This window comes from Pseudomonas sp. zbq_18, from assembly GCF_043102245.1.
Lineage (GTDB): Bacteria > Pseudomonadota > Gammaproteobacteria > Pseudomonadales > Pseudomonadaceae > Aquipseudomonas.
Genome location: NZ_JBICIT010000004.1, coordinates 22,213 through 44,521, shown reverse-complemented (window position 1 = coordinate 44,521; position 22,309 = coordinate 22,213). Strand labels below are relative to the sequence as shown.

17 protein-coding genes are annotated in these 22,309 nt (G+C 65.3%); 11 read left to right on the top strand and 6 right to left on the bottom strand.

The genetic code is table 11. From position 1 onward, the window contains the following. Positions 1-238: 238 nt before the first annotated feature. The 3 genes from ACF8C6_RS02845 to phhA form a co-directional block, all read right to left on the bottom strand. Positions 239-1,438, bottom strand: a complete 1,200-nt coding sequence (locus ACF8C6_RS02845) for an amino acid aminotransferase (protein WP_392497915.1) — start codon at positions 1,436-1,438, stop codon at positions 239-241. Further along, on the bottom strand, positions 1,435-1,791 hold the full coding sequence (locus tag ACF8C6_RS02840) for a 4a-hydroxytetrahydrobiopterin dehydratase (RefSeq protein ID WP_392497914.1): 357 nt from the start codon (positions 1,789-1,791) through the stop codon (positions 1,435-1,437). Before ACF8C6_RS02840 ends, ACF8C6_RS02845 begins: the two co-directional genes overlap by 4 nt. Positions 1,792-1,938: 147 nt before the next feature. Continuing rightward, positions 1,939-2,724, bottom strand: a complete 786-nt coding sequence (gene phhA / locus ACF8C6_RS02835; protein ID WP_392497913.1) for a phenylalanine 4-monooxygenase — start codon at positions 2,722-2,724, stop codon at positions 1,939-1,941. 406 nt (positions 2,725-3,130) lie between these two features. Between phhA and ACF8C6_RS02830 the strand changes: the two genes are divergently transcribed. The 3 genes from ACF8C6_RS02830 (at position 3,131) to ACF8C6_RS02820 (ending at position 9,666) form a co-directional block, all read left to right on the top strand. Further along, positions 3,131-6,820, top strand: coding sequence for a PAS domain S-box protein (locus ACF8C6_RS02830; RefSeq protein ID WP_392497912.1), 3,690 nt, complete (start codon positions 3,131-3,133; stop codon positions 6,818-6,820). Between the two features lie 95 nt (positions 6,821-6,915). After that, positions 6,916-8,079, top strand: coding sequence for a two-component system response regulator (locus ACF8C6_RS02825; RefSeq protein ID WP_392497911.1), 1,164 nt, complete (start codon positions 6,916-6,918; stop codon positions 8,077-8,079). A gap of 15 nt (positions 8,080-8,094) precedes the next feature. Continuing rightward, a complete protein-coding gene (locus ACF8C6_RS02820) occupies positions 8,095-9,666 on the top strand; it encodes a response regulator (RefSeq protein ID WP_392497910.1) in 1,572 nt (523 codons plus the stop codon). A 12-nt stretch (positions 9,667-9,678) separates the two neighbouring features. On the opposite strand, the gene ACF8C6_RS02815 is transcribed toward ACF8C6_RS02820, so the two are convergent. Together ACF8C6_RS02815 and ACF8C6_RS02810 are read right to left on the bottom strand one after the other, a co-directional pair. Then, complete coding sequence (locus tag ACF8C6_RS02815) at positions 9,679-10,185, bottom strand: hypothetical protein (protein ID WP_392497909.1); 507 nt, start codon at positions 10,183-10,185, stop codon at positions 9,679-9,681. Continuing rightward, positions 10,178-10,966 carry a transcriptional regulator gene (locus ACF8C6_RS02810; protein WP_392497908.1) on the bottom strand — a complete coding sequence of 263 codons (789 nt, stop codon included), beginning with the start codon at positions 10,964-10,966 and terminating at the stop codon, positions 10,178-10,180. The genes ACF8C6_RS02815 and ACF8C6_RS02810 overlap by 8 nt, the downstream gene beginning before the upstream one ends. 201 nt (positions 10,967-11,167) lie before the next feature. On the opposite strand from ACF8C6_RS02810, the gene ACF8C6_RS02805 reads away from it, so the two are divergent. The 8 genes from ACF8C6_RS02805 (at position 11,168) to acs (ending at position 20,968) form a co-directional block, all read left to right on the top strand. Then, positions 11,168-12,721 (top strand): sigma-54-dependent transcriptional regulator, encoded by a 1,554-nt coding sequence (locus ACF8C6_RS02805; protein ID WP_392497907.1) that lies wholly within the window; start codon positions 11,168-11,170, stop codon positions 12,719-12,721. Positions 12,722-13,091: 370 nt separating this feature from the next. After that, entirely contained in the window at positions 13,092-13,880 is a 789-nt protein-coding gene (locus ACF8C6_RS02800; protein ID WP_392497906.1) for an ABC transporter substrate-binding protein, read from the top strand. 80 nt (positions 13,881-13,960) lie between these two features. Beyond that, entirely contained in the window at positions 13,961-14,686 is a 726-nt protein-coding gene (locus ACF8C6_RS02795; RefSeq protein WP_392497905.1) for an ABC transporter permease, read from the top strand. Further along, the gene (locus tag ACF8C6_RS02790) at positions 14,683-15,426 is read left to right on the top strand and encodes an ABC transporter permease (protein ID WP_392497904.1); all 744 of its coding nucleotides are present in this window, start codon (positions 14,683-14,685) and stop codon (positions 15,424-15,426) included. The genes ACF8C6_RS02795 and ACF8C6_RS02790 overlap by 4 nt, the downstream gene beginning before the upstream one ends. Further along, on the top strand, positions 15,423-16,205 hold the full coding sequence (locus ACF8C6_RS02785) for an ATP-binding cassette domain-containing protein (protein ID WP_392497903.1): 783 nt from the start codon (positions 15,423-15,425) through the stop codon (positions 16,203-16,205). Before ACF8C6_RS02790 ends, ACF8C6_RS02785 begins: the two co-directional genes overlap by 4 nt. A gap of 33 nt (positions 16,206-16,238) precedes the next feature. Further along, complete coding sequence (lysA, locus tag ACF8C6_RS02780; protein ID WP_392497902.1) at positions 16,239-17,687, top strand: diaminopimelate decarboxylase; 1,449 nt, start codon at positions 16,239-16,241, stop codon at positions 17,685-17,687. A gap of 84 nt (positions 17,688-17,771) precedes the next feature. Then, complete coding sequence (locus ACF8C6_RS02775) at positions 17,772-18,755, top strand: LysR family transcriptional regulator (protein ID WP_392497901.1); 984 nt, start codon at positions 17,772-17,774, stop codon at positions 18,753-18,755. A 257-nt stretch (positions 18,756-19,012) separates the two neighbouring features. Further along, positions 19,013-20,968, top strand: coding sequence for an acetate--CoA ligase (gene acs / locus ACF8C6_RS02770; RefSeq protein WP_392497900.1), 1,956 nt, complete (start codon positions 19,013-19,015; stop codon positions 20,966-20,968). A 97-nt stretch (positions 20,969-21,065) separates the two neighbouring features. Here acs and codA read toward each other — a convergent pair whose 3' ends face one another. Next, positions 21,066-22,301: a cytosine deaminase gene (codA, locus tag ACF8C6_RS02765; RefSeq protein ID WP_392497899.1), complete on the bottom strand. Its 1,236-nt coding sequence runs from the start codon at positions 22,299-22,301 to the stop codon at positions 21,066-21,068. Between the last annotated feature and the right edge of the window lie 8 nt (positions 22,302-22,309).

Below are 22,309 nucleotides of genomic sequence, written 5' to 3'. Positions count from 1 at the left end.
CCGAAGCCCAACAGCTCACCACGTTGGGCTTCGCTGCGCTCAACCCAACCTACATGCTGGGCGCTCTTAACTGCGGCTGAAGCCGTTCCCACAGGAAATGCCGTGGCTTTGTGGGAGTGGCTTCAGCCGCGAAAGCCGGTAACCCGGATGCAATCCGGGGTTTATTCAGCTCGCGCTTTCCCGGATTGCATCCGGGCTAAGGTTTCAGAAAAACGCCGCCCTCGGGCGGCGTTTTCGTTCAGGCCTGGCACACCCTGGCAATCGCCCCGGCCAGGTAGTCCAGGCGCTGCTCGCTCATGCCCGCCACGCTGGCGCGCCCGCTACTGACCAGATACACGCTGAACTCCGTGCGTAGCCGCGCCACCTGCTCGGCGCTGAGGCCGGTGTAGGAGAACATGCCGCGCTGCTCGGCGATGTGCGCGAAGCGTTCGGCCAGGCCGTGCGGGTGCAGGGCCTCGACCAGGCCGCGGCGCAGGTCAGCCACGCGCTGGCGCATGCCTTCCACTTCTGCGCTCCACAGTGCCTTTAGCTCGGCATCGCCGAGTATCTCGGCCACCACCGCCGCGCCATGGGCCGGTGGCGTCGACCACAAGCCACGGGCCAGCAGGGCCAGCTGGCTGCGCACGGCAGCCAGTCTGCCGGCACTGTCGGCGCGCACGATCAGCGCGCCGGTGCGCTCGCGATAGAGGCCGAAGTTCTTCGAGCAGGAGCTGGTGACCAGCAGTTCCGGCAGCTCGGCGGCGAACAGGCGCACGGCCCAGGCGTCTTGTTCCAGGCTGTCGCCGAAGCCCTGGTAGGCGAAGTCGATCAGCGGCAGCAGCTCGCGGGCCTTGACCACCTCCAGTACGCGTTGCCAGTCGGCAGCGCTGAGGTCGAAGCCGGTCGGGTTGTGGCAGCAGGCGTGCAGCAGCACCACATCACCGGCCGGAATACGCTGCAAGGCTTCGAGCATGGCGTCCAGGTGCAGGCGGTTGTCGGCACCGACATAGGGATAGTGCTCGACACGCAGGCCGCAGGCGGCGAACAGCGTCTCGTGGATCGGCCAGGTCGGGTCACTGAGCCAGATGCTGCGTCCGGGCAGATTCCTGGCGATAAATTCGCCGGCCAGGCGCAGGGCGCCGGTGCCGCCGGGCGTCTGGGTGGCACCGGCCAGGCCGTCGCGCAGCAGCGCCGAATCCGTGCCCAGCACCAGCTGCAGCAGGCGCTCGCCGAATTCGGGCGCGCCGTGGCCGCCGATATAGGTCTTGCTCTGCTCGGTTTCCAGCAGGCGCTGCTCGGCCAGCTTCACCGCGCGGGGGATGGGCGTCAGGCCGCTGGCGTCCTTGTACACGCCGACGCCCAGGTCCAGCTTGGCCGGATTGGGATCGGCGCGGTAGGCGTCGAGCAGGCCGAGAATCGGGTCGCCGGGGACGCCGGCGATGGCGGCGAAGTGGCTCACTTGCGGCCCTCGGCGGCGCTGGCCAGCACATCGGTGCGCGCGGCCATGATGAAGTCGTTGCGGTGCAGGCCCTTCATCTCGTGGCTCCACCAGGTCACGGTGACCTTGCCCCATTCGGTGAGCAGGGCCGGATGGTGACCGACTTCCTCGGCAATGGCGCCGACCGCGTTGGTGAAGGCCAGGGCGTGGCGGAAGTTCTTGAACAGGTACTGGCGCTCCAGCTCCATATGGCCGTCACGCACCTCGATGTTCCAGTCCGGGATCTCGCGGATCAGGCTGGCCAGTTCTTCTTCCGAGACGTGGGGCGCATCGGCGCGGCAGGCTTCGCATTGGGCTTGGGCGAGGCTGGTCATATCGGGCTCCTGAGGTGGTCGTGGATAGCTATAGGTTTATGCGGACTGCTCCCTCTCCCGCTTGCGGGAGAGGGCTGGGGAGAGGGGCGGTGGCGTCGTCCCTCTCCCCCGGCCCCTCTCCCATGAATGGGAGAGGGGAGGATAGTTCTACGCCGCTTTCGGCGGGAATTTCGGTGCGTGCAGGCCCAGGTTCATGGCCTGTTGCACCATACCCATGATGTCCTCGTGGGCCAGGTCGAACAGGCGCTTGAGATTCGGCAGGACGAAGTACAGCGGCTGCAGGATGTCGATGCGGTAGGGCGTGCGCATCGCTTCGAGCGGGTCGAAAGCCTGGTGTTCCGGTTCGTTGGACAGCGAGTAGACCGTCTCCTTGGGCGAGGAGAGGATGCCGCCGCCGTAGATGCGTCGGCCGGCCGGGGTATCGACCAGGCCGAACTCGATGGTCATCCAGTACAGCCGCGCCAGGTACACGCGCTGCTCCTTGCTCGCCGCCAGGCCGAGCTTGCCGTAGGTGTGGGTGAATTCGGCGAACCAGGGATTGGTCAGTAGCGGGCAGTGGCCGAAGATCTCGTGGAAGATGTCTGGCTCCTGCAGGTAGTCCAGCTCCTGCGGGGTGCGGATAAAGGTGGCGACCGGGAAGCGCTTGCTGGCCAGTAGCTCGAAGAAGGTCTGGAACGGAATCAGCGCCGGCACCTGGGCCACGCTCCAGCCGGTGGTGGCGCCGAGCACCTGGTTGATCTCGCCGAGCTGGGGGATGCGCTCATGGGGCAGGGCAAGCTGCTCGATACCGTCGAAGTACTCCTGGCAGGCGCGGCCTTCCAGCACTTTCATCTGCCGGGTGATCAGAGTGTTCCACACCTGATGCTCGGTGTCCGAGTAGTGGATGAAGCCGTTTTCGTCCGGTTGCCGGGCCACGTACTGCGTGGTTTTCATCGACCTGCCTCCTCATCTGCGCCTGGTGCGCGGAGTGTTGTTGTAGGCCTCTAGCAGTACCGCAAATGGCGCTTGGGTACAGGCGGCTGGAGGTGTGTGTCGGTTCGGGGCGATCTGCTTTTGTGTAAATAAATGATTACGAGTCTGCGCGAGCGAAGCGCGGTCGGTCGTTTTAAAGCTCATGCTGTAACGTATTGCTTACGCTTGATTGTGCGTATTCGTGAATAAACCGGCGTCTCTGGGCAGGCCATCCGGTTGCCATAAAGCGCACTTCAGCGGCTATTTCATGGCCTTTCAGGGCTATTCAGGGTTTTTCACAGCGCCGCCAGCACCACCCATGCGTCAATTCCCTCAACCCGGATGACCGAGCCCGACACTCGGCCCACCCACCAGAGGGAAGAGCCCCATGAGCCTCGACACACTCAGTAAATGGCTGGCTGCTGGCATGCTGCTGATCGGTAGCCTGTGTCTGGGCAGCGTCTGGTATGCCGATCAGCATTACCAGCTGAGTCAGGCGGTGGCGCAGCAGCGCTTCGAAGTCACCAGCCTCAGTGCGCAGCTGTTCAGCGACAAACGTCGTCTGACCCAGTTCGCCCGCTTGTATGTGGGGTCGGGTGATAAGGCTTACCGAGAACAATATCGCCAGCTGCGCAAGGACGGTCTGTTTGCCAAGGCGCTGGAGCAGTTGCAGGCCAAACCGCTGCAGCCGAGGGAACACGAGTTGCTGCGCCGCGCCGCTGAGCTCAATGCGCAACAGATCGAGATAGAAGAGCAGGCCATGGCCGAGCGCCAGGCCCATGGCAACAGCCCGCGCCTGCAGTGGGGGCAATATGTTCACAGCGAACTGCAGATCACCGCGCTGCTGGAGGAGATCCGCAGCAGTATCTTTGCCCGGCAGAATCGGTTGGTCGCTGAGTCCGTTGCCCAGGCCGAGGCCGCCCAGGTGCTGGCGGCCGTCATGCTCGGGCTGACCGTCATCTATGTGCTGCTGGCGATGCTGCTGTTCGTGCGCCGTGGCCTGCTCATGCCGCTGCGGGTGCTGACCGCCCAGACCCAGCGCCTGCAGGCAGGCAAGGCGCTCGGGCGGATCAGCGGCTGCCAGGCGCGCAATGAGTTGGGTGCGCTGGCGCGGGCACTGGAGGCTTATCGGCGGGTCAATCAGCAGATGATCCATCAGCGTTGGGCCAAGGATCGCCTGGGCGAGCTGGCCCAGGCGCTGCAGTCCAGCGCCAGCCGCGAAGCCTTTGTCGGGTGCCTGAGCGAGCGCCTGGCCGACTGGCTGCCGGTCATCCGTATCAGCTTCAGTGAACAGGAACCTGACGTGGCGCGCGGCAGCGCCGACCGCCACTTTCATCTGCCGTTGCTGCATGACGGTCAACAGCAGGGCGTCATCGATATCCATCTGGAACAGGGTCCAAACGCGGCCCAGCTGGAGCTGCTGGACTGCCTGCCCGAGCCGGTCTGTGCCTGGTGGGGGCTGCTGCTGCAGCGCGAGTACACTCAGAACCTGCTGTCCCAGGCTCATCGGCAGACGCAGCAGCTGGAGCGCCAGCAGGACTCGCTGGCGGCCACCGAGAGTTGGTTCCGCGGCATCGTCGAGGCGGCACCCGACGGCATGCTGGTGTGCAACGAACATGGCCAGATCATCCTGGCCAATATCGAGTGTGAGCGCATCTTCGGCTACCCCAAGGGGCATCTGCTGCTGCAGCACTACAAGGAGATGGTGTCGGCCGAGCAGAGCCAGATGTTCGACGGACTGTTTCAGGGGCTGCACGACAATCCCGAGACGATTCAGGTCGGCGAGTGCATGGCCCGGCGCTTCGATGGCAGTGAGTTCCCCGTCGAGGTCCGCGTCTCGGCGCTGCCCTGGCGCACCGATGAAAGCCAGTCCCTGTGCGTGGTGATCCGCGACCTCAGCCAGAGTCGCGAGTACGAGCGCCATCTGCAGCTGGCCCATGAGCAGCAGCGGGCGATCCTGATGGCGGCGCCTTATGGCATTGCATTTATTCGCGGTGAACATATCGTGCAGGCCAACTCCAGCCTGCATGAGGTGTTCGGTTATGCCGAGGGCGAGTTGCTGCAGCAGTCGCCATTCATTTGGGCCAGCCAGGCGCTGGCCGAGGAGGAGGTGCTGGACATCCGCCGGCAGCTGCACGACGGCCAGACCTTCCGCCGTGACATGCAGGTGCGGCGCAAGGACGATAGCTTGTTCTGGGCCTCGGTCAGCGCCCGGGCAGTCAGCCCTGGCGACCTCACGCAAGGCACCATCTGGGTGATCAAGGACATCTCCCCGCGCCTGGCCGCCGCTGAAAAGATGCGCGAAGCGCGCGAGCTCGCCGAGAAGGCGGCGCGCGTCAAGAGCGAGTTTCTGGCCAACATGAGCCATGAGATCCGCACGCCGATGAATGCCATCATCGGCATGACCCACCTGGTGCTGGCCACCGAACTGGACGAGCGCCAGCGTGATTACCTGAGCAAGGTGCAGAGCTCCAGCCATCATCTGCTGGGCATCCTCGACGACATCCTCGATTTCTCCAAGATCGAGGCCGGCAAGCTCAGGCTGGATCTGCAGGACTTCAGCCTCGACCGGTTGCTGCGTGAAGTCACCGACCTGCTGCAGCCGAAGATCCTGGCCAAGGGCCTGGAGCTGAGTCTGCAGGTGGCGCCACAAGTGCCGGACCAGCTGCACGGCGACCCCCTGCGCCTGCGCCAGATATTGCTCAACTACCTGAGCAATGCGCTGAAGTTCACCGAGCATGGGCGTATCGAAGTTGCCGTCGGGTTGCAGGCGCGCCGGGCGGGTGAGCTGTGCCTGGAGTTCGCGGTCAGCGACACCGGCATCGGTCTGAGTGCCGAGCAGTGCGCCCAGTTGTTCACCAGCTTCCAGCAGGCCGACGCCTCGACGACCCGGCGCTATGGAGGCACCGGCCTTGGTCTGGCCATTGCCAAGCAGCTGGCCACTCTGATGGGCGGCGACGTGGCGGTGCGCAGCGTGCCGGGGCAGGGCAGCACCTTCAGCTTCAGTGCCTGGCTGCAGCCGGCACGGGCGGCTTTGGGTGACGAGCGCCTGGCCAGCACCGCCTTGGACGGCGAGTCTCTCCTGGGCACGCGCTTGCTGCTGGTGGAGGACAACGAGCTGAACCAGCAGGTGGCGGCCGAACTGCTGCGCGCCATGGGCTGCCAGGTGGATATCGCCGGCAACGGTCGCGAGGCCCTGGAGTGCCTGACGCGGCAGCGCTACGCGCTGGTGCTGATGGACATGCAGATGCCGGTGCTCGATGGCCTGGCCGCCACTCGCGAGCTGCGCCGGCGCCCGGAACTGGCCGGACTGCCGGTGGTGGCGATGACCGCCAATGCCCTGCGCGAGGACCGCGAGGCCTGCCTGGCCGCCGGGATGAACGATTTCATCAGCAAGCCTTTCGAACCGCAGGCCCTGCAGGCCGTGCTGCAGCGCTGGCTCGGCCAGCGCCGGGAGCTGCCGCAGGCAGTGCAGCCGGCCCAGGCCCTGCAGCTGGTGGGGGTGGATGTAGCAGCCGGGTTGCGTCGGGTGCTGGGCAACGAGGCGCTGTATCGCCAGCTGCTGAGGCAGTTTCTCGTCGGCCAGAGCGCGTTGCCGCAGCGCCTGGCGCAGGCACTGGAAACGGGTGATCTGGCCGCCGCCAGGCACCTTGCCCATGGCTGCAAGGGCGTGGCCGCCACCCTGGGGGCGGAGGCAGTGGCCCAGGCCGCTGCGGCGCTGGAGCAGCAGTTGCGCGGGTCTGCCACGGCAGCGCAATGCGAGCCACTGCTGGCGGCTCTGGCTGCGCACCTAGAACCGCTGCTGGAGCAACTGCAGCAATTGCCGGCCGAAGTGCAGGCCGTGGCCAGCGAGGTCGATGAGCGGCAGCTGCAGCAGGTGTGCACCCAGCTGGGCGAGCTGCTGGCCGATCACGATGCCGATGCGCAGCTCTGTTTCGCCACGCATGCGCCCCTGTTGCGGGCAGTCTTTCCGAGCCATGTCGCGCATCTGGCTCAGGCGCTCGATGGCTTCGACTTCGACCAGGCCAGGGCCTACCTGAATGCGGCGCTGGGCCAGCGGCTAAGCCCCGCCGCCTGAGGCTTTCAGAGAAATTCAGCGCGATTCAGCCCTATTCAGAGCAGCTCAATGACGGCTGTGGGCTAATGGTCGCAGTCGATTGCGAGGTAACCCGGATGAACCCCAACGAACACAAGGCCACCCTGCTGGTGGTCGACGATGTGGCAGCCAACCTGCACCTGATGAGCGAGCTGCTGCGCCCGCACTACCAGCTGCGGGTGGCCTCCAGCGGCGCCAAGGCGCTGGAGCTGGCCTGGCGCAATCCGCCGGATCTGGTGTTGCTGGACGTGATGATGCCGGACATGGACGGCTACGAGGTGTGTCGCCAGTTGCAGGCCAACCCGCTGACCTGCGATGTACCTGTGCTGTTTTTGACGGCCAAGGACCAGGCCGAGGATCAGCAGCAGGGCCTTGACCTGGGCGCCGTCGATTACCTGAGCAAACCCTTCGAGCCCAACGTGCTGCTGGCGCGGGTGCGTAGCCAGCTGCGCCTGAAGATCGCGGCCGATCAGCTGCGTCAGCGCAATGCTCATCTCGACGAGGAGGTGGCGCAGCGCACCCGCGAGCTGCAGGCGATGCACGATGTCACCATCCTGGCCCTGGCCTCGCTGGCCGAGACCCGCGACAACGAGACCGGCAACCACCTGCGCCGCACCCAGCACTATGTCCGTACGCTGGCGGAAAAGCTCAGTGAACAGCCGCGTTTCGCCGGGCAACTGGACGAGAAAAGCATCGAACTGCTGTACAAGTCGGCGCCGCTGCACGATATCGGCAAGGTCGGCATTCCCGACCATATCCTGCTCAAGCCGGGGCGCTTCGAGGCCCACGAGTTCGAGGTGATGAAGAACCACCCGCGCCTGGGCTACCAGGCCCTGGTGCACGCCGAGGAACTGCTGGGCATGCCGGTGCCCTTCCTGCGCATCGCCAAGGACATTGCCCTGTGCCACCACGAGAAGTGGGACGGCAGCGGTTATCCGCAGGGCCTGCGCGGTGAGGCTATTCCGCTCAGTGCGCGCCTGATGGCGGTGGCGGACGTGTACGACGCGATCATCAGCCGCCGCGTGTACAAGCCGGAAATGCCCCATGAGAAGGCCGTGGCGATCATCCGCGAGGGCAGCGGCTCGCACTTCGATCCTGACGTGGTGGCCGCTTTCCTGGCCCTGCAGGACGAATTCCAGGCCATCAGCCGGCGCTATGCCGACACTGATGAAACCCTGCAGGTCAAGGTCGAGCAGCTGGCTGTCGCACAGCGTCATGTGGCCGCGTCTGCCACTGCCTGACCTCGGAGCCGCAGCATGATTACCGAGCAGAGTGTGTTTCTCGTCGTCGATGACGCCGACTCCATGCGCAGGATCAACAGCAATCAACTGAGCCGCCTCGGTGCGCGGCAGATCCTGCTGGCCAACAACGGCCTGGAGGCGCGCAAGATCCTCGAAGCGCGCCGGGTCGACGTGATTGTCTCCGACTGGAACATGCCAGTGATGTCCGGGCTCGACCTGCTGCTGTGGGTGCGGGCGAACCAGAAGCTGGCGCATTTGCCGTTCATCATGATCACCGCCGAATGCGAGCGCGAGCAGGTCAAGCAACTGATCACCAGCGGGGTGAGCAGTATCCTGGTCAAACCCTACAACCCCCAGGATCTCGCTCAGCACCTGGCGCGGGCCATGCGTCATCGTCCGCAGCCGCACCTCGCCGTCCAGGCCAAGTACGAGGCGGCGAGGGTGATGCCCAAGGTGGCGCAGCGGCGCCCGACTTTGCTGGTGGTGGACGACATGCCGGACAACCTGAGCCTGATTGCCGGCCTGTTCCGTGAAGAGTACCGGGTGCGCGTGGCGCAGGACGGCAACGCGGCCCTGGCGATCTGCACCTCGGACGACCCGCCAGACCTGCTCCTGCTCGATGTGATGATGCCCAACATGGACGGCTTCGAGCTGGCCAGTCAGTTGCGCAGCCATCCGCAGGCCTGCCGGATTCCGCTGATCTTCATCACTGCGATGGACGAGCCCGAGGCGCGACGCAAGGCCATGGAACTGGGCGCGGTGGAGTTCGTCGGCAAGCCGGTCGAGCCCGCGCTGCTGCGCCTGCAGGTCAGCAACCTGCTGCGTCACGTCGAACGCCATTGCCAGGTGCAGGCCGAATACGATGGCCTACTCGACCTGGCGCGCCTGCGCGACGATGTCGAGCAGATCGTTCGACATGACCTCAAGGCACCGCTCAGCGGCATCCTCGGTCTGGCCCGCAGCCTGCTCGAAGGCGGCAACCTGCTGCCCGGGCAGGAGCACATGCTGCGTTTGCTGGAGGACAGCAGCCAGCAGGTGCTGAGCATGATCGATCTGTCGGCGGTGCTGCACCGCATCGAAACCGGCAGCTTCGAACTGCAGCCGAGCGCAGTGGCACTGCCCGCGATGCTCGCCGGTATGGTGGAGGCCGCGCGCATGACTTATCAGAGCAAGGCGCTGGTGATCGAGCTGGACCTGCCCGAGCCGACCTGCAGTGAGACTCTGAGCGCCCTGGGCGAGCGGCGGCTGTGCTACTCGCTGCTCAATAACCTGCTGAAGAACGCCTGCGAGGCGGCCCCCGAGGGTAGCCGCGTGCGCGTGCAGCTGCGGGCGGGCGAACAACTGAACGTGCTCATGGAAAACCAGCCGGCCGTGCCGGCGGACTTCCGTCCGCACTTCTTCGACAAGTACAGCAGCCTGGGCAAGAAGAATGGCAGTGGCCTGGGAACCTACTCGGCCCGGCAGTTGGCGCTGGCCCAGGGCGGTAGCCTGGAACTGCAGGTGGACGATGCGCGCAACACCACCCGCCTGCTGCTGACCTTGCCGCGCCTCGATCCGCAGGATGTCGAGTTCGAGGTGGCTGTCTGAGGCCGCTGTCGTTCAGTTGCGTGGCAGGTTCTGCTCACAGAGCAGGGCAACTCCCAGGCCGTTGCTGATCAGCATCCGCTCCGGCCCCAGGCGGCGTACGCTGAAGGTCAGCTCCGCGCCTTCGGTGAAGATGAACAGGCCGACGCTTTCCAGTTGCTGCTCCTGCAGACTGTCGGTCGCGCTCTTGCTGCTCTGCTGCACATGCAGCAGCAGGCGTGATCCTTCGCGACTGTGGTTGAAACTGGTAGTGCGGTGTAGATAGCCCAAAGTCTGGCCGCTGCCACTGTCCAGCAGGCGCGAGCTGGTTTTGTAATCGCCATGCCCGTCGCCGCGCAGGTCTAGCGCATGCTGGTGCAGCAGCCATTGGCGGCCACCCGTTGTTTCCAACTCCTGAGCCGTGCGAGCGCTGCACAGCTGGTCGAGCGGTGGGGCTTCGCGCTCCACCAGCATGCCGCCGGCCAGGCTCAGCGCAGCGATGGTAAGAAATCCCCAGAGTTGCAGGCGCTGCCGGCTAGTCATGGGCCTGTACCCCCAGGCATTGGCTGTCGGCGGCTGTCAGCGTGCCCTGGCACAGCAGGTCGAGGCTGCGGTACTGGTCGGCGAAGCGGTAGAGGTGCAGAACCTGCCCGTTCATACCCAGGGCCTGGGCGAGCTGCCGGGCGTGGCTGGCCAGCTGGCGGTTGTCCGGCTGCAGCGCGCTGGCGGGCATGTCTTCCAGATGGATGCGCACGCCATCGATGTCCTCCATTCGTTGCTCGGCGAAGGGGCGTTCGGGCAGTGCCGTGGGACGCAGCAGACCCGGCAGCAGGAACAGCAGCACCCAGCCGGCGAGGGCGGCCAGGCCCAGCAGCAGGTCGCGCGGTTGCCAGCGTGGCGATGAGTCTGCATGGCGGGTGCTTGCCGTTTCGGTGGGCGCGGGTGTGCTGGCGGGGTGTGCCGCGGCAAGGGGCGGAGGAGGGGGCTGGTCGAGCAGTTCGACCAGCGATTCGCCGAGCTTGTAGCCGATGCGCGGCACGGTAACGATCAACTCATGGTCCGGCTGCAGCTTGTCCAGGGCCACACGCAGTTGGCGAATGGTCTGGGCCAGGCTGTTGTCGGTAACCTCCAGGCCGAAGGCGCCCCAGGCCCCGTTCATCAGGTCGCGCTTGCTGACGATCTCGCCCTTGGCGTCCAGCAACTGGGTCAGGCAGCGGCTGGCGATGGCGCCGATGCGCAGGCTGTCTTCAGGGGCCGTGGCGGCGTACAGCACGAAGGCTTCGTTGTCGAAGTGGATCAGGCGGTTGATGACATAGGTGCTCATGCGGCGTCCCTGGAGTGAGCGGTTCTACTGCTCTAGCAGAGTAGCCTGCATGTCAGGTGCTGGCTTGTAATGAAAAAATTACGAAAAGCATCTTGAGTAGCGTTTGCTTGAAGGTCTGGCTGTTTTTGTCAGATATTCTTTACGGAAATGGCGGATGCAAATCCGCACCCTCACTACAACAACGAACCAGGGGCATCCCGCGTGCGCATCAAAGTCCATTGCCAGAACCGCGTCGGCATCCTGCGCGATATTCTCGAACTGCTGGTCGACTACGGCATCAACGTCGCCCGTGGCGAAGTGGGTGGCGAGCAGGGCAACGCCATCTATCTGCACTGCCCGAATCTGATCAACCTGCAGTTCCAGGCGCTACGTCCCAAGCTGGAAGCCATTGCCGGGGTGTTCGGGGTCAAGCGTGTGGGGCTGATGCCCAGCGAACGACGCCATCTGGAGCTCAACGCGTTGCTCGGTGCGCTGGAGTTTCCGGTCCTGTCCATCGACATGGCCGGCGCCATCGTCGCCGCCAACCGCAGCGCGGCGCAGCTGCTCGGTGTGCGCGTCGACGAGGTGCCGGGCATGGCCCTGTCGCGCTATATCGAGGACTTCGACCTGCCCGAGCTGGTGCGCGACAACAAGTCGCGGGTCAACGGCCTGCGGGTCAAGGTCAAGGGCGACGTGTTTCTCGCCGATATCGCCCCGCTGCAGGCCGAGCACGACGAGAGCGAGGCACTGGCCGGCGCCGTGCTCACCCTGCACCGCGCCGACCGGGTTGGCGAGCGCATCTACAACGTGCGCAAGCACGAGTTGCGCGGCTTCGATTCGATCTTCCAGAGCTCGAAAGTGATGGCCGCGGTGGTGCGCGAGGCCCGGCGCATGGCGCCGCTAGATGCACCGCTGCTGATCGAGGGCGAGACCGGCACCGGCAAGGAGTTGCTGGCGCGCGCCTGCCACCTGGCCAGCCCGCGCGGGCAATCACCCTTCATGGCGCTGAATTGCGCCGGTCTGCCGGAGTCCATGGCCGAGACCGAGCTATTCGGCTACGGCCCCGGCGCCTTCGAGGGCGCGCGCCCGGAGGGCAAGCTCGGCCTGCTGGAGCTGACCGCCGGCGGCACACTGTTCCTCGATGGTGTCGGCGAGATGAGTCCGCGCCTGCAGGCCAAGCTGTTGCGTTTCCTGCAGGACGGTTGCTTCCGCCGGGTCGGCAGCGACGAGGAGGTGTACCTGGACGTGCGGGTGATCTGCGCCACCCAGGTCGACCTGTCCGAGCTGTGCGGCAAAGGCGAGTTCCGCCAGGACCTGTATCACCGCCTCAACGTGCTCAGCCTGCACATTCCGCCGCTGCGCGAATGCCTGGATGGACTGGCGCCTCTGGTCGAGCACTTTCTCGACTCGGCCAGCCGGCAGATCGGTTGTTCACTACCCAAGCTGGCGCCCCAGGCCTTCGAGCGCATGGCCCACTACCACTGGCCGGGCAATGTGCGCCAGTTGGAGAACGTGCTGTTCCAGGCCGTGTCCCTGTGCGACGGCGGCACGGTGAAGGCCGAACATATCCGCCTGCCGGACTATGGCGCGCCGCAACCGCTGGGTGAGTTCTCCACCGAGGGCGACCTCGACGCCATCCTCGGCCGCTTCGAGAAGGTGGTTCTGGAGCGCCTGTACGCCGAGCACCCGAGCAGCCGCCAGTTGGGCAAGCGCCTGGGGGTTTCGCACACCACCATCGCCAACAAGCTGCGGCAGTACGGGCTGGGCCGGGACTGAGCGTCTGTCGGGGGATGAGCGGTTCACGGATCAGCCCCATTTGTCCTCCGCGCACCTTGTGCGGAGGGCGACATTCCCGATCATTTTTGCGTCCACTTCTGCCTGACTGACGCCCAGCCGGCTGCACCGGCATAGGGCGTCTGTGTCTGTTCGCCAGACCTGGCGGCGCCTTGCCACTGCTGCATTTCGGCGCACTCTGCGAGGGTCTGGGGCATATCTTTCACATAGCTCTCAGCTATGTATTGGATTTCAAAGATACATTTGAACAATGCGAAAGGCGGACGGATTCTAGCCCGCAGACAGGCCGCACACCCCGCCAACAGCAGGCCGGGCCTGTACCTCACCGTCCATTGCCCTAGAGGAAAACAACATGAACAAGACTCTACGCTCGCTTCTGCTGGCTGCTGCCGCCGTCCTGCCGACCACTGGTGCACTGGCCGCCGAGGGCCAGACTCTGCGCATCGCCACCGAGGGTGCTTACCCACCCTTCAACTTCTTCACCGCAGACGGCCAACTGGGCGGTTTCGATATCGATATCGGCAATGCCCTGTGCGCGCAGATGCAGGCCAAGTGTCAGTTCGTCGCCCAGGACTGGGACGGCATCATCCCGGCGCTGCTGGCCGACAAGTACGATCTGATCATCGCCTCCATGTTCATCACCGAGGAGCGCAAGCAGAAGGTCGCCTTCACCGCGCCCTACCAGAAGTCGGCGATGACCTTCGTGGTGCCCAAGGACTCTGACCTCAAGGACTTCTCGCCCCAGGGCCTGGCCGGCAAGACCATCGGCGCGCAGGGTTCGACCACCCAGGGTGACTACCTCTCGGCCATGTTCCCGGACTCCGACGTGCGCCTGTACCCGACTCAGGACGCGGTTAATCTCGACCTCGCCTCGGGCCGCCTCGACGCCCAGGTCGGCGACATGATTCCGATGCTGGAATGGACTTCCAAGACCGAGGACGGTGCCTGCTGCGTGCTCGCGGGTGCGCCGATCAGCGAGGCCAAGTACGTCGGCGAGGGTGTCGGCATCGCCCTGCGCAAGGAAGACGCGGCGCTACGTGACGAGTTGAACGAGGCCCTGGCGGCGATCATTGCCGACGGCACCTACAAGGCCATCAACGACAAGTACTTCTCGGTCAACCTGCTGACCCTGCAGAAGTAAGCCGTTGCGTAGTGGTCCCTGGTCTGCTGCAGGCCGGGGCTCGCTGATTTCCTCCCTGTGAGCGAGAAGAGGCCTGTTCTATGGAGTGGCTCTCCTACCTGAGCTTCACCGGTGGTGGCTGGGGCGATGAACTGCTGCACGGCCTGGGCGTGACCCTGGCCCTGGCGGCGACCACATTGCCGGTCGGGCTGGCGCTGGGCCTGGCCGTCGCGGCCATGGCACTGTTCGGCGGCCGGCTGTGCCGGGCCCTGGCGGTCGGCTTCAGCACCACCATCCGCGGTCTGCCCGAACTGCTGACCCTGTTCATCATCTATCACGGCGTCGGGCTGGCGATTAACAGCCTGCTCAAGTGGCACAACCCTGCGGCCGCGCCGGTCGAGCTGAGTCCCTTCCTGGCCGGTGTGGTGGCCCTGGGCATGGTCTTCGCCGGTTACTCCAGCGAAGTCTGGCGTGGCGCCTGGCAGGCGCTGGACCGCGGCCAGCTGGAGGCGGCGCAGGCCATCGGCGTGCGCCGGCTGACCATCTTCCGCCTGATCGAGCTGCCGCAGTTGCTGCGCCTGGCATTGCCGGGGCTGGGCAACCTGTGGGTCAGCCTGATCAAGGACACCGCGCTGGTGTCGGTGATCGCGCTCAACGACCTGATGCGCATGGCCAATGTTGCGGTCGGGGTGACCAAGAAACCCTTCTTGTTCTTCGGCGTGGTGTGCCTGGTCTACTGGGCCATCTGCCTGCTCTGCGAGTGGATCCTGGGCCGCCTGGAGCGCCGTGCCAACCGCGGCTTCGAACGTGAGGGGCGCACGGCATGATCGACATTCTCGAACGCTTTTCCGGGCAGCTGCTGTCCGGTGCCGGGCTGACCCTGCAGCTCACCCTGATCGCCGCGCTGCTGGCCAGCTGCCTGTCGCTGCCGCTGGCCCTGCTACGGCGCAGCCCGAGTATCGCCTGGCGTTGGCCGGTGCGCCTGTACGTGTCGTTCTTCCGCGGTACGCCACTGCTGGCGCAGCTGTTCCTGGTCTATTACGGCTCGGGCCAGTTCCGCGTGCCGCTGACCGAGGCCGGGCTGTGGTGGTTCTTCCGCGATCCCTACTACTGCGCGCTGCTGACCTTCGTGCTCAATTCCACTGCGTACCAAGTGGAGATCCTGCGCGGTGGGCTGCGCGCGGTGCCCACCGGGCAGATCGAGGCGGGGGTGGCCCTGGGCATGCGCCGCTTCGACCTGTACCGCAAGATCGTACTGCCCAACGCCTACCGCATCGCGTTCCCGGCCCTGGGCAACGAGATCATCCTGCTGCTCAAGGGCAGCGCGGTGGTCAGCGTGATCACCGTACTCGATGTGATGGGGCAGACCCGCCGGGCCTTCTCGCAGACCTTCGACCTGTCCGTGTACTTCTGGGCTGCCGTGCTCTACCTGCTGATGACCACGCTGTTCGTGCTGTTCTGGCGCCGCCTGGAAGCCTGCCTGACCCGTCATCTGCACAACCGCAGTGCGCAGCCCGGCAAGCGCCGCGGCCTGTTCAACCGCCTTTCCACGGGAGTGGCCCGATGAGCGATATCCAGATTCCCCAGGCTGCCCTCGAGGTGGAGCACCTGCACAAGTCCTACGCCGGCATCGAGGTGCTCAAGGGTATCTCGCTGACCGCGCACAAGCACGACGTGATCAGCATCATCGGCTCCAGTGGCTCGGGCAAGAGCACCTTCCTGCGCTGCCTGAACCTGCTGGAATTCCCCGACAGCGGCATCCTGCGCGTGCAGGGCGAGGAGCTGGAACTGCTCGCCGATAAGCGTGGCAAGCGCTCCAGGCGCTTCCAGCGGCAGATCGAACGGGTACGCACGCACCTGGGCATGGTGTTCCAGTCGTTCAACCTGTGGCCGCACATGAGCGTGCTGGAGAACGTGATGATGGGCCCGTGCATCGTCCTTGGCCGGCCACGCGAAGAGGTCGAGGACAAGGCACGCAGCCTGCTGGCGCGGGTCGGCATGCTGGAAAAGTGCCACGTCTATCCCGAGTGCCTGTCCGGCGGGCAGAAGCAGCGCGTGGCCATCGCTCGTGCCCTGGCCATGGACCCGGAAGTGATGCTGTTCGACGAGCCGACCTCGGCGCTCGACCCCGAGTTGGTCAGCGAGGTACTCAAGGTGATCCGCGAACTGGGCGAGGAGGGTCGCACCATGATCATGGTCACCCACGAGATGCGCTTTGCCCGCGAGGTGTCCTCGCGGGTGGTCTACCTGCACCAGGGCCGCATCGAGGAGCAGGGGCCGCCCGAGCAGCTGTTCGACAACCCGCAATCGCCCAACTTGCGCCGCCTGCTGGCGACCCAGCACTGATTGATCCCAGACTAACTGCCTAGAGATCCTGCCATGACCTCAGTCGTATCGCTGCACCCGTGGAAACGTGAAGCGCACCTGACCAGTGCCGACAACCAACTGCTGATCGACGGCGTCAACGCCGTCGAACTGGTCGAGCAGTACGGCTCGCCGCTGTACGTGTATTCCGAGGCGCGTCTGCGCCGCAACGCCGCCGATATCCTCGACAACTTCCGCCGCGAGCACGCCAACACCCGGGTGTGCTTCGCCAGCAAGGCCTGCGCCAACCTGGCGGTGCTCAAGGTGTTCAAGGACTGCGGCCTGGCCCTGGAGGTCAACTCCGGTGGCGAATTCCACAAGGCCCGAGTCGCCGGCTTCGCCGCCGAGGAGCTGGTGTTCAACGGCGTGGCCAAGCAGGTGCAGGAACTGCGCGAGGTGATCGGCGCGGGCATTGGTTCGATCAACGTCGATTCGCTGTCCGAGCTCGAACGCATCATCGCCGTGGCCGGTGAGCTGGGGCAGCAGGCGCGCGTGGCGCTGCGTATCATTCCGGAAATCCGCGGCGGCGCCGCCGCAGGCTGGCAGACCGGCACCTCGACCTCCAAGTTCGGCATGACCGCCGAAGAGCAGGCCGAGGCGGTGGGGCTGATCCTGCAGCATCCGCAGGCGGTGAAGATGGTTGGCGTGCATGCGCACATCGGCACCCAGATCACCGATATCGGCGTGTACCAGGCCGAGGCGGCCTTCCTCATCGACTACGTGCGTGAGGTCAGCGCGCGCCTGCCGTACCCGCTGGAGCACGTGAACCTCGGTGGCGGCTTCGCCAAGAACTACAGCAGCGCCGAGGAGAACTTCGCCCCGGTGGCGCCGCACTACCGCGACAGCTACCGCACCCATATCGACTTCGCCATGCTCGGCGAGCAACTGATCCGCCCGATCAGCCAGGCGCTGGGCAAGGACATCCAGATCATCGTCGAGCCGGGCCGCAGCATGGTCAGCGACACCGCCATCCTGTTGACCCGCATCGAGGCGCACAAGCAGCGCCAGACCCCGGTGTTCTACCTCGATGCCGGCTACAGCGTGCTGTTCGACCTGTACATCGGCTGGTATTTCCACATGCTCAACGCCTCGCGCGCCGATGACCGCGACACCGGCCTGTTCCGCATGGCCGGCCCGTTGTGCGACAGCAGCGACACCTACTACGACATCGAAGGTGAGGGCGCGGTGGCCGAGCTGATCGCCGAGCAGCCGGCGCTGGCCGAACACCGCGCGGTGCTGGAGCAGGTGCTGGTGCACCAGCCGAATCTGCGTGAGCTGCCGGCGGCGACCCAGCAGGGTGATCTGATCGCGCTGCTGGATGTCGGTGCCTACGCGCTGGAGATGATGAACCAGTACTGCGGGCGCCAGGCCGCCGCTGCAGTGATGGTCGATCTCAAGCAAGGCTGCCGGCTGATCCGTCGCCGCGCCGAGTATGCCGACCTGCTGGCGCATGATGTCGACTGAGCGCAACGGCGTGTCGCCTGCAGGGCAGGCCCGCGCTGCCCTTCGGGGCGGCGGCAATGCTAAGGTCTGCCCGGAGCCGTCGGCATGACGGCCTGCCTGGGAGAAATGCCGATCATGCTGTCGCCGCGCGAGCGCCTGCTGCGCAATCTGGACTGGAACCTGCTGTACACCTTCCTGGTCATCGTCGAGGAAAGCAGCATCACCGGCGCGGCCCGGCGCCTGTCGCTCAGCCAGCCGAGCGTGAGCAACGCGCTCAAGCGCCTGGAAGAGCACCTGGGCATGCGCCTGATCCAACGGCGCAAGGGTATGTTCGCCCTCACCGAGCAGGGCCTGCGGGTCTACGAATACATCTCCTCGGCCGGCAGCATCCTGGAGAAAATGGCCGAGCAGTACGCCGGCGAGGCCGGTGCGGTGCTTGGCGAGCTGCATATCCAGGTGGCCAGCCATGTCTGCTGCCGGCCGTTCGATGCGGCGCTGGTGCGCTTCCATCAGCAGTACCCCAATGTGCTGATCGGCCTGAGTTCCGAGCCGAGCGCGCATATCGTTGATGCCGTGGCGCAGGATCGCCTGCACATCGGCATCAGCAACAAGAAGACCGCCCAGACCGGGCTGCACTTCGACCTGCTCGGCTACGAGCAGATGGCCTTCTACTGCGGGCCGACGCATCCGCTGTTCGGCCGCAAGGACCTAACCAGCGCCGATCTGCGCGGGCTGGCCTACATCTCCTTTGAAAGCGACCAGCCCGGCGAGGGCCTCAGCGCGGTGAGCAACGTGCGAGCCGAGCAGCAGTTCTGGGGCCGCCTGGTGGCGGTGTCGCCCAACGAGGAGGAGGTGCGCCGGTTGATCCTCGCCGGCCTGGGCTTCGGCGCGCTGACGGTGGAGGGCGCCAAGCCCTATGTGGCGCAGAACCTGCTATTCCAGCTGCCGCCCTACGACGAGTTGCCGGTCAACGAGGTGTACCTGGTGACGCCGGAGAATCAGCTGCTGACCGACGTGGAGCAGCTGTTTATCGCCCTGCTGCGCGAGGCCGCAGTGGATGAGGTGCGTGAGCGCTACTTCAAGGACTAAGACCAAGGTTGAATGGCTGGCAAAGCGCTGCGGGCACAGACTATAGGCATCCGGCTCCTGCGATACCCGGACTGCGTTTCTGACATTCCTCCCCGGAATGAAGTTGGCGGCGACCTCCCGAGGGTCGCCTTTTTTTTGCCTGATTTTCCCAGGGTCGACCAAGGTCGTACGCCGGTAAGACCTTGGTCGAATGGCCCCACAAAGGGTCGGGGGATACAAAAGACACCATACAAAAACAACGCCCTTGAGGTATCCCGATGACCGCTGCATCCATCTACCCCGTACGCCCCGAGGCGGCCGCCCATACCCTGACCGACGAGGCCACCTACAAGGCCATGTATCAGCAGTCGGTGGTCAACCCGGATGGCTTCTGGCGTGAGCAGGGCAAGCGTCTGGACTGGATCAAGCCGTTCACCAAGGTCAAGCAGACCTCCTTCGACGACCACCATGTCGATATCAAGTGGTTCGCCGACGGTACGCTCAACGTGTCCGCCAACTGCCTGGATCGCCATCTGGAAACCCGTGGCGATCAGGTGGCGATCATCTGGGAAGGCGACGACCCTTCCGAGCACAAGGAAATCACCTACCGCGAGCTGCACGAGCAGGTGTGCAAGTTCGCCAACGCTCTGCGCGGCCAGGACGTGCATCGCGGCGATGTGGTGACCATCTACATGCCGATGATTCCGGAAGCGGTGGTAGCCATGCTGGCCTGCACCCGTATCGGCGCCATTCATTCGGTGGTGTTCGGCGGTTTCTCGCCGGAGGCCCTTGCCGGGCGCATCATCGACTGCCAGTCGAAGGTGGTGATCACCGCCGATGAAGGCGTGCGCGGCGGCAAGAAGATCCCGCTCAAGGCCAACGTCGATGACGCGCTGACCAACCCGGACACGCGCAGCATCCAGAAAGTCATCGTGGCCAAGCGCACCGGCTCCGACATCAAGTGGAACCAGCACCGCGACGTCTGGTTCGAGGACCTGATGAAGGTGGCCGGCAGCACCTGTGCGCCGAAGGAGATGGGCGCCGAAGAGCCGCTGTTCATCCTCTACACCTCCGGCTCCACCGGCAAGCCCAAGGGCGTGCTGCACACCACCGGCGGCTACCTGACCTACGCCTCGCTGACCCACGAGCGGGTATTCGACTACCGCCCCGGTGAAGTCTTCTGGTGCACCGCCGACATCGGCTGGGTCACCGGTCACACCTATCTGGTCTACGGGCCGCTGAGCAACGGCGCCACCACCGTCATGTTCGAAGGCGTGCCGAACTACCCGGACGTCACCCGCGTGGCCAAGATCATCGACAAGCACAAGGTCAACATCCTCTACACCGCGCCGACCGCCATTCGCGCCATGATGGCTGAGGGCAAGGCGGCGGTAGAGGGTGCCGATGGCTCCAGCCTGCGTTTGCTCGGTTCGGTCGGCGAGCCGATCAACCCGGAAGCCTGGCAGTGGTACTACGAGAACGTCGGCCAGAGCCGTTGCCCGATCGTCGATACCTGGTGGCAGACCGAAACCGGTGCCTGCCTGATGACCCCGCTGCCGGGCGCCCACCCGATGAAGCCGGGCTCCGCCGCGCGACCGTTCTTCGGCGTGCAGCCGGCGCTGGTCGACAACCTTGGCAACATCCTGGAAGGCGCCACCGAGGGCAACCTGGTGATCATCGATTCCTGGCCGGGCCAGGCGCGCACCCTGTACGGCGATCATGACCGTTTCGTCGACACCTACTTCAAGACCTTCAAGGGCATGTATTTCACCGGCGACGGTGCTCGTCGCGACGAAGACGGCTACTGGTGGATCACCGGGCGGGTGGACGACGTGCTCAACGTTTCCGGCCATCGCATGGGCACCGCCGAGGTGGAGAGCGCCATGGTGGCTCACCCGAAAGTCGCCGAGGCCGCGGTGGTCGGTGTGCCGCACGACCTCAAGGGGCAGGGCATCTATGTCTACGTGACCCTGAATGCCGGCGAAGAGGCTTCCGAGCAGCTGCGCCAGGAGCTGCGCAACTGGGTGCGCAAGGAAATCGGCCCGATTGCCACGCCGGATGTCATCCAGTGGGCGCCGGGCCTGCCGAAGACCCGTTCGGGCAAGATCATGCGCCGCATCCTGCGCAAGATCGCAACAGCCGAGTACGACTCCCTCGGCGACATCTCCACGCTGGCCGATCCTGGCGTGGTGCAGCACCTCATTGATACCCATCGCACCATGCAAGTCGCCTGATCAGGCAGCTCGTTCAGCGTGCACAACCCCGGCCACAAGCCGGGGTTTTTTATTGGGCCACCGGCCGGGCCGAGATGGCCGATCTTCGAGTGGGCGATCAGGCCCGCTCGATCTGCGCGGGAGTTCGCCGCATCAGCACCTCGCCAGCGCGGATCGAGACCAGCGCGTGGCCCTGGCTACGGACCATCTCGTAGTCGTCCGGCGCCGAGAGGATCAGCAGGTTGGCCGGGCGGCCGACTTCCAGCCCGTAACGCTCGCCCAGGTTGAGGGTGCGTGCGCTGTTGTCGGTGATCAGGTCCAGGCAGCGTTGCAGGTCCTCGTAACCGAGCATGTGGCAAATGTGCAGGCCAGCTTCGAGGATGCGCAGGATGTTGCCGTTGCCCAGTGGGTACCAGGGGTCGACGATCGAGTCCTGGGCGAAGCAGACGTTGAGGCCGGCGCGGTCCAATTCGGCGACGCGGGTCAGGCCGCGGCGCTTGGGGTAGGTGTCGAAGCGGCCCTGCAGGTGGATGCTCTCGGTCGGGCAGGAGATGAAGTTGATGCCGCTCATCTTCAGCAGGCGGAACAGCTTGGAGCAGTAGGCGTTGTCGTAGGAACCCATGGCCGTGGTGTGGCTGGCGGTGACGCGCGCGCCCATGCCGCGCACCCGGGCTTCTTCGGCCAGTACTTCGAGAAAGCGCGAATGCGGATCGTCGGTCTCGTCGCAGTGCACGTCGACCAGGCAGCCCGTGCGCTCGGCCAGGTCCATGAGGAACTTGATCGACGACACGCCCTGGTCGCGGGTGTTCTCGAAGTGCGGAATGCCACCGACCACGTCCGCACCCAGCTCAACCGCTTGCTCCATCAGGGCGCGGCCGTTGGTGAATGATTCGATGCCTTCCTGGGGGAAGGCGACGATCTGCAGGTCGATCAGGTGGCGGGTTTCCTCGCGTACTTCGACCATGGCCTTGAGCGCGGCCAGGGTCGGGTCCGTGACGTCGACATGGGTGCGCACATGCTGGATGCCGTGGTCGACCAGCATGTCGATGGTCTTTTTGGCGCGGGTCTTGGTGTCCTCGTGGGTCACCAGGGCCTTGCGCTCGCCCCAGCGCTCGATGCCTTCGAACAGGGTGCCGCTCATGTTCCAGGCCGGTTCGCCGGCAGTCAGGGTGGCGTCGAGGTGGATGTGCGGCTCGATAAAGGGTGGGATTACCAGATTGCCGGCGGCGTTGTGTTCGCCTGCGGCACTGGCTTGCAGCGTGGGCTGGGCGTCGATGGCGGCGATCAGCGCGCCCTCCAGGCGGATGCTGTGAAGGCCGTCGCGGCCACGCAGGCGGGCGTTGCGAATGATCATGGAAACTC

Coding starts and splice junctions, on each gene's coding strand:
- ACF8C6_RS02840 (WP_392497914.1), bottom strand. CDS start 1,791: ATGACCAGCCTCGCCCAAGCCCAATGCGAAGCCTGCCGCGCCGATGCG.
- phhA (WP_392497913.1), bottom strand. CDS start 2,724: ATGAAAACCACGCAGTACGTGGCCCGGCAACCGGACGAAAACGGCTTC.
- ACF8C6_RS02830 (WP_392497912.1), top strand. CDS start 3,131: ATGAGCCTCGACACACTCAGTAAATGGCTGGCTGCTGGCATGCTGCTG.
- ACF8C6_RS02825 (WP_392497911.1), top strand. CDS start 6,916: ATGAACCCCAACGAACACAAGGCCACCCTGCTGGTGGTCGACGATGTG.
- ACF8C6_RS02820 (WP_392497910.1), top strand. CDS start 8,095: ATGATTACCGAGCAGAGTGTGTTTCTCGTCGTCGATGACGCCGACTCC.
- ACF8C6_RS02815 (WP_392497909.1), bottom strand. CDS start 10,185: ATGACTAGCCGGCAGCGCCTGCAACTCTGGGGATTTCTTACCATCGCT.
- ACF8C6_RS02810 (WP_392497908.1), bottom strand. CDS start 10,966: ATGAGCACCTATGTCATCAACCGCCTGATCCACTTCGACAACGAAGCC.
- ACF8C6_RS02800 (WP_392497906.1), top strand. CDS start 13,092: ATGAACAAGACTCTACGCTCGCTTCTGCTGGCTGCTGCCGCCGTCCTG.
- ACF8C6_RS02795 (WP_392497905.1), top strand. CDS start 13,961: ATGGAGTGGCTCTCCTACCTGAGCTTCACCGGTGGTGGCTGGGGCGAT.
- ACF8C6_RS02790 (WP_392497904.1), top strand. CDS start 14,683: ATGATCGACATTCTCGAACGCTTTTCCGGGCAGCTGCTGTCCGGTGCC.
- ACF8C6_RS02785 (WP_392497903.1), top strand. CDS start 15,423: ATGAGCGATATCCAGATTCCCCAGGCTGCCCTCGAGGTGGAGCACCTG.
- lysA (WP_392497902.1), top strand. CDS start 16,239: ATGACCTCAGTCGTATCGCTGCACCCGTGGAAACGTGAAGCGCACCTG.
- ACF8C6_RS02775 (WP_392497901.1), top strand. CDS start 17,772: ATGACGGCCTGCCTGGGAGAAATGCCGATCATGCTGTCGCCGCGCGAG.
- acs (WP_392497900.1), top strand. CDS start 19,013: ATGACCGCTGCATCCATCTACCCCGTACGCCCCGAGGCGGCCGCCCAT.
- codA (WP_392497899.1), bottom strand. CDS start 22,301: ATGATCATTCGCAACGCCCGCCTGCGTGGCCGCGACGGCCTTCACAGC.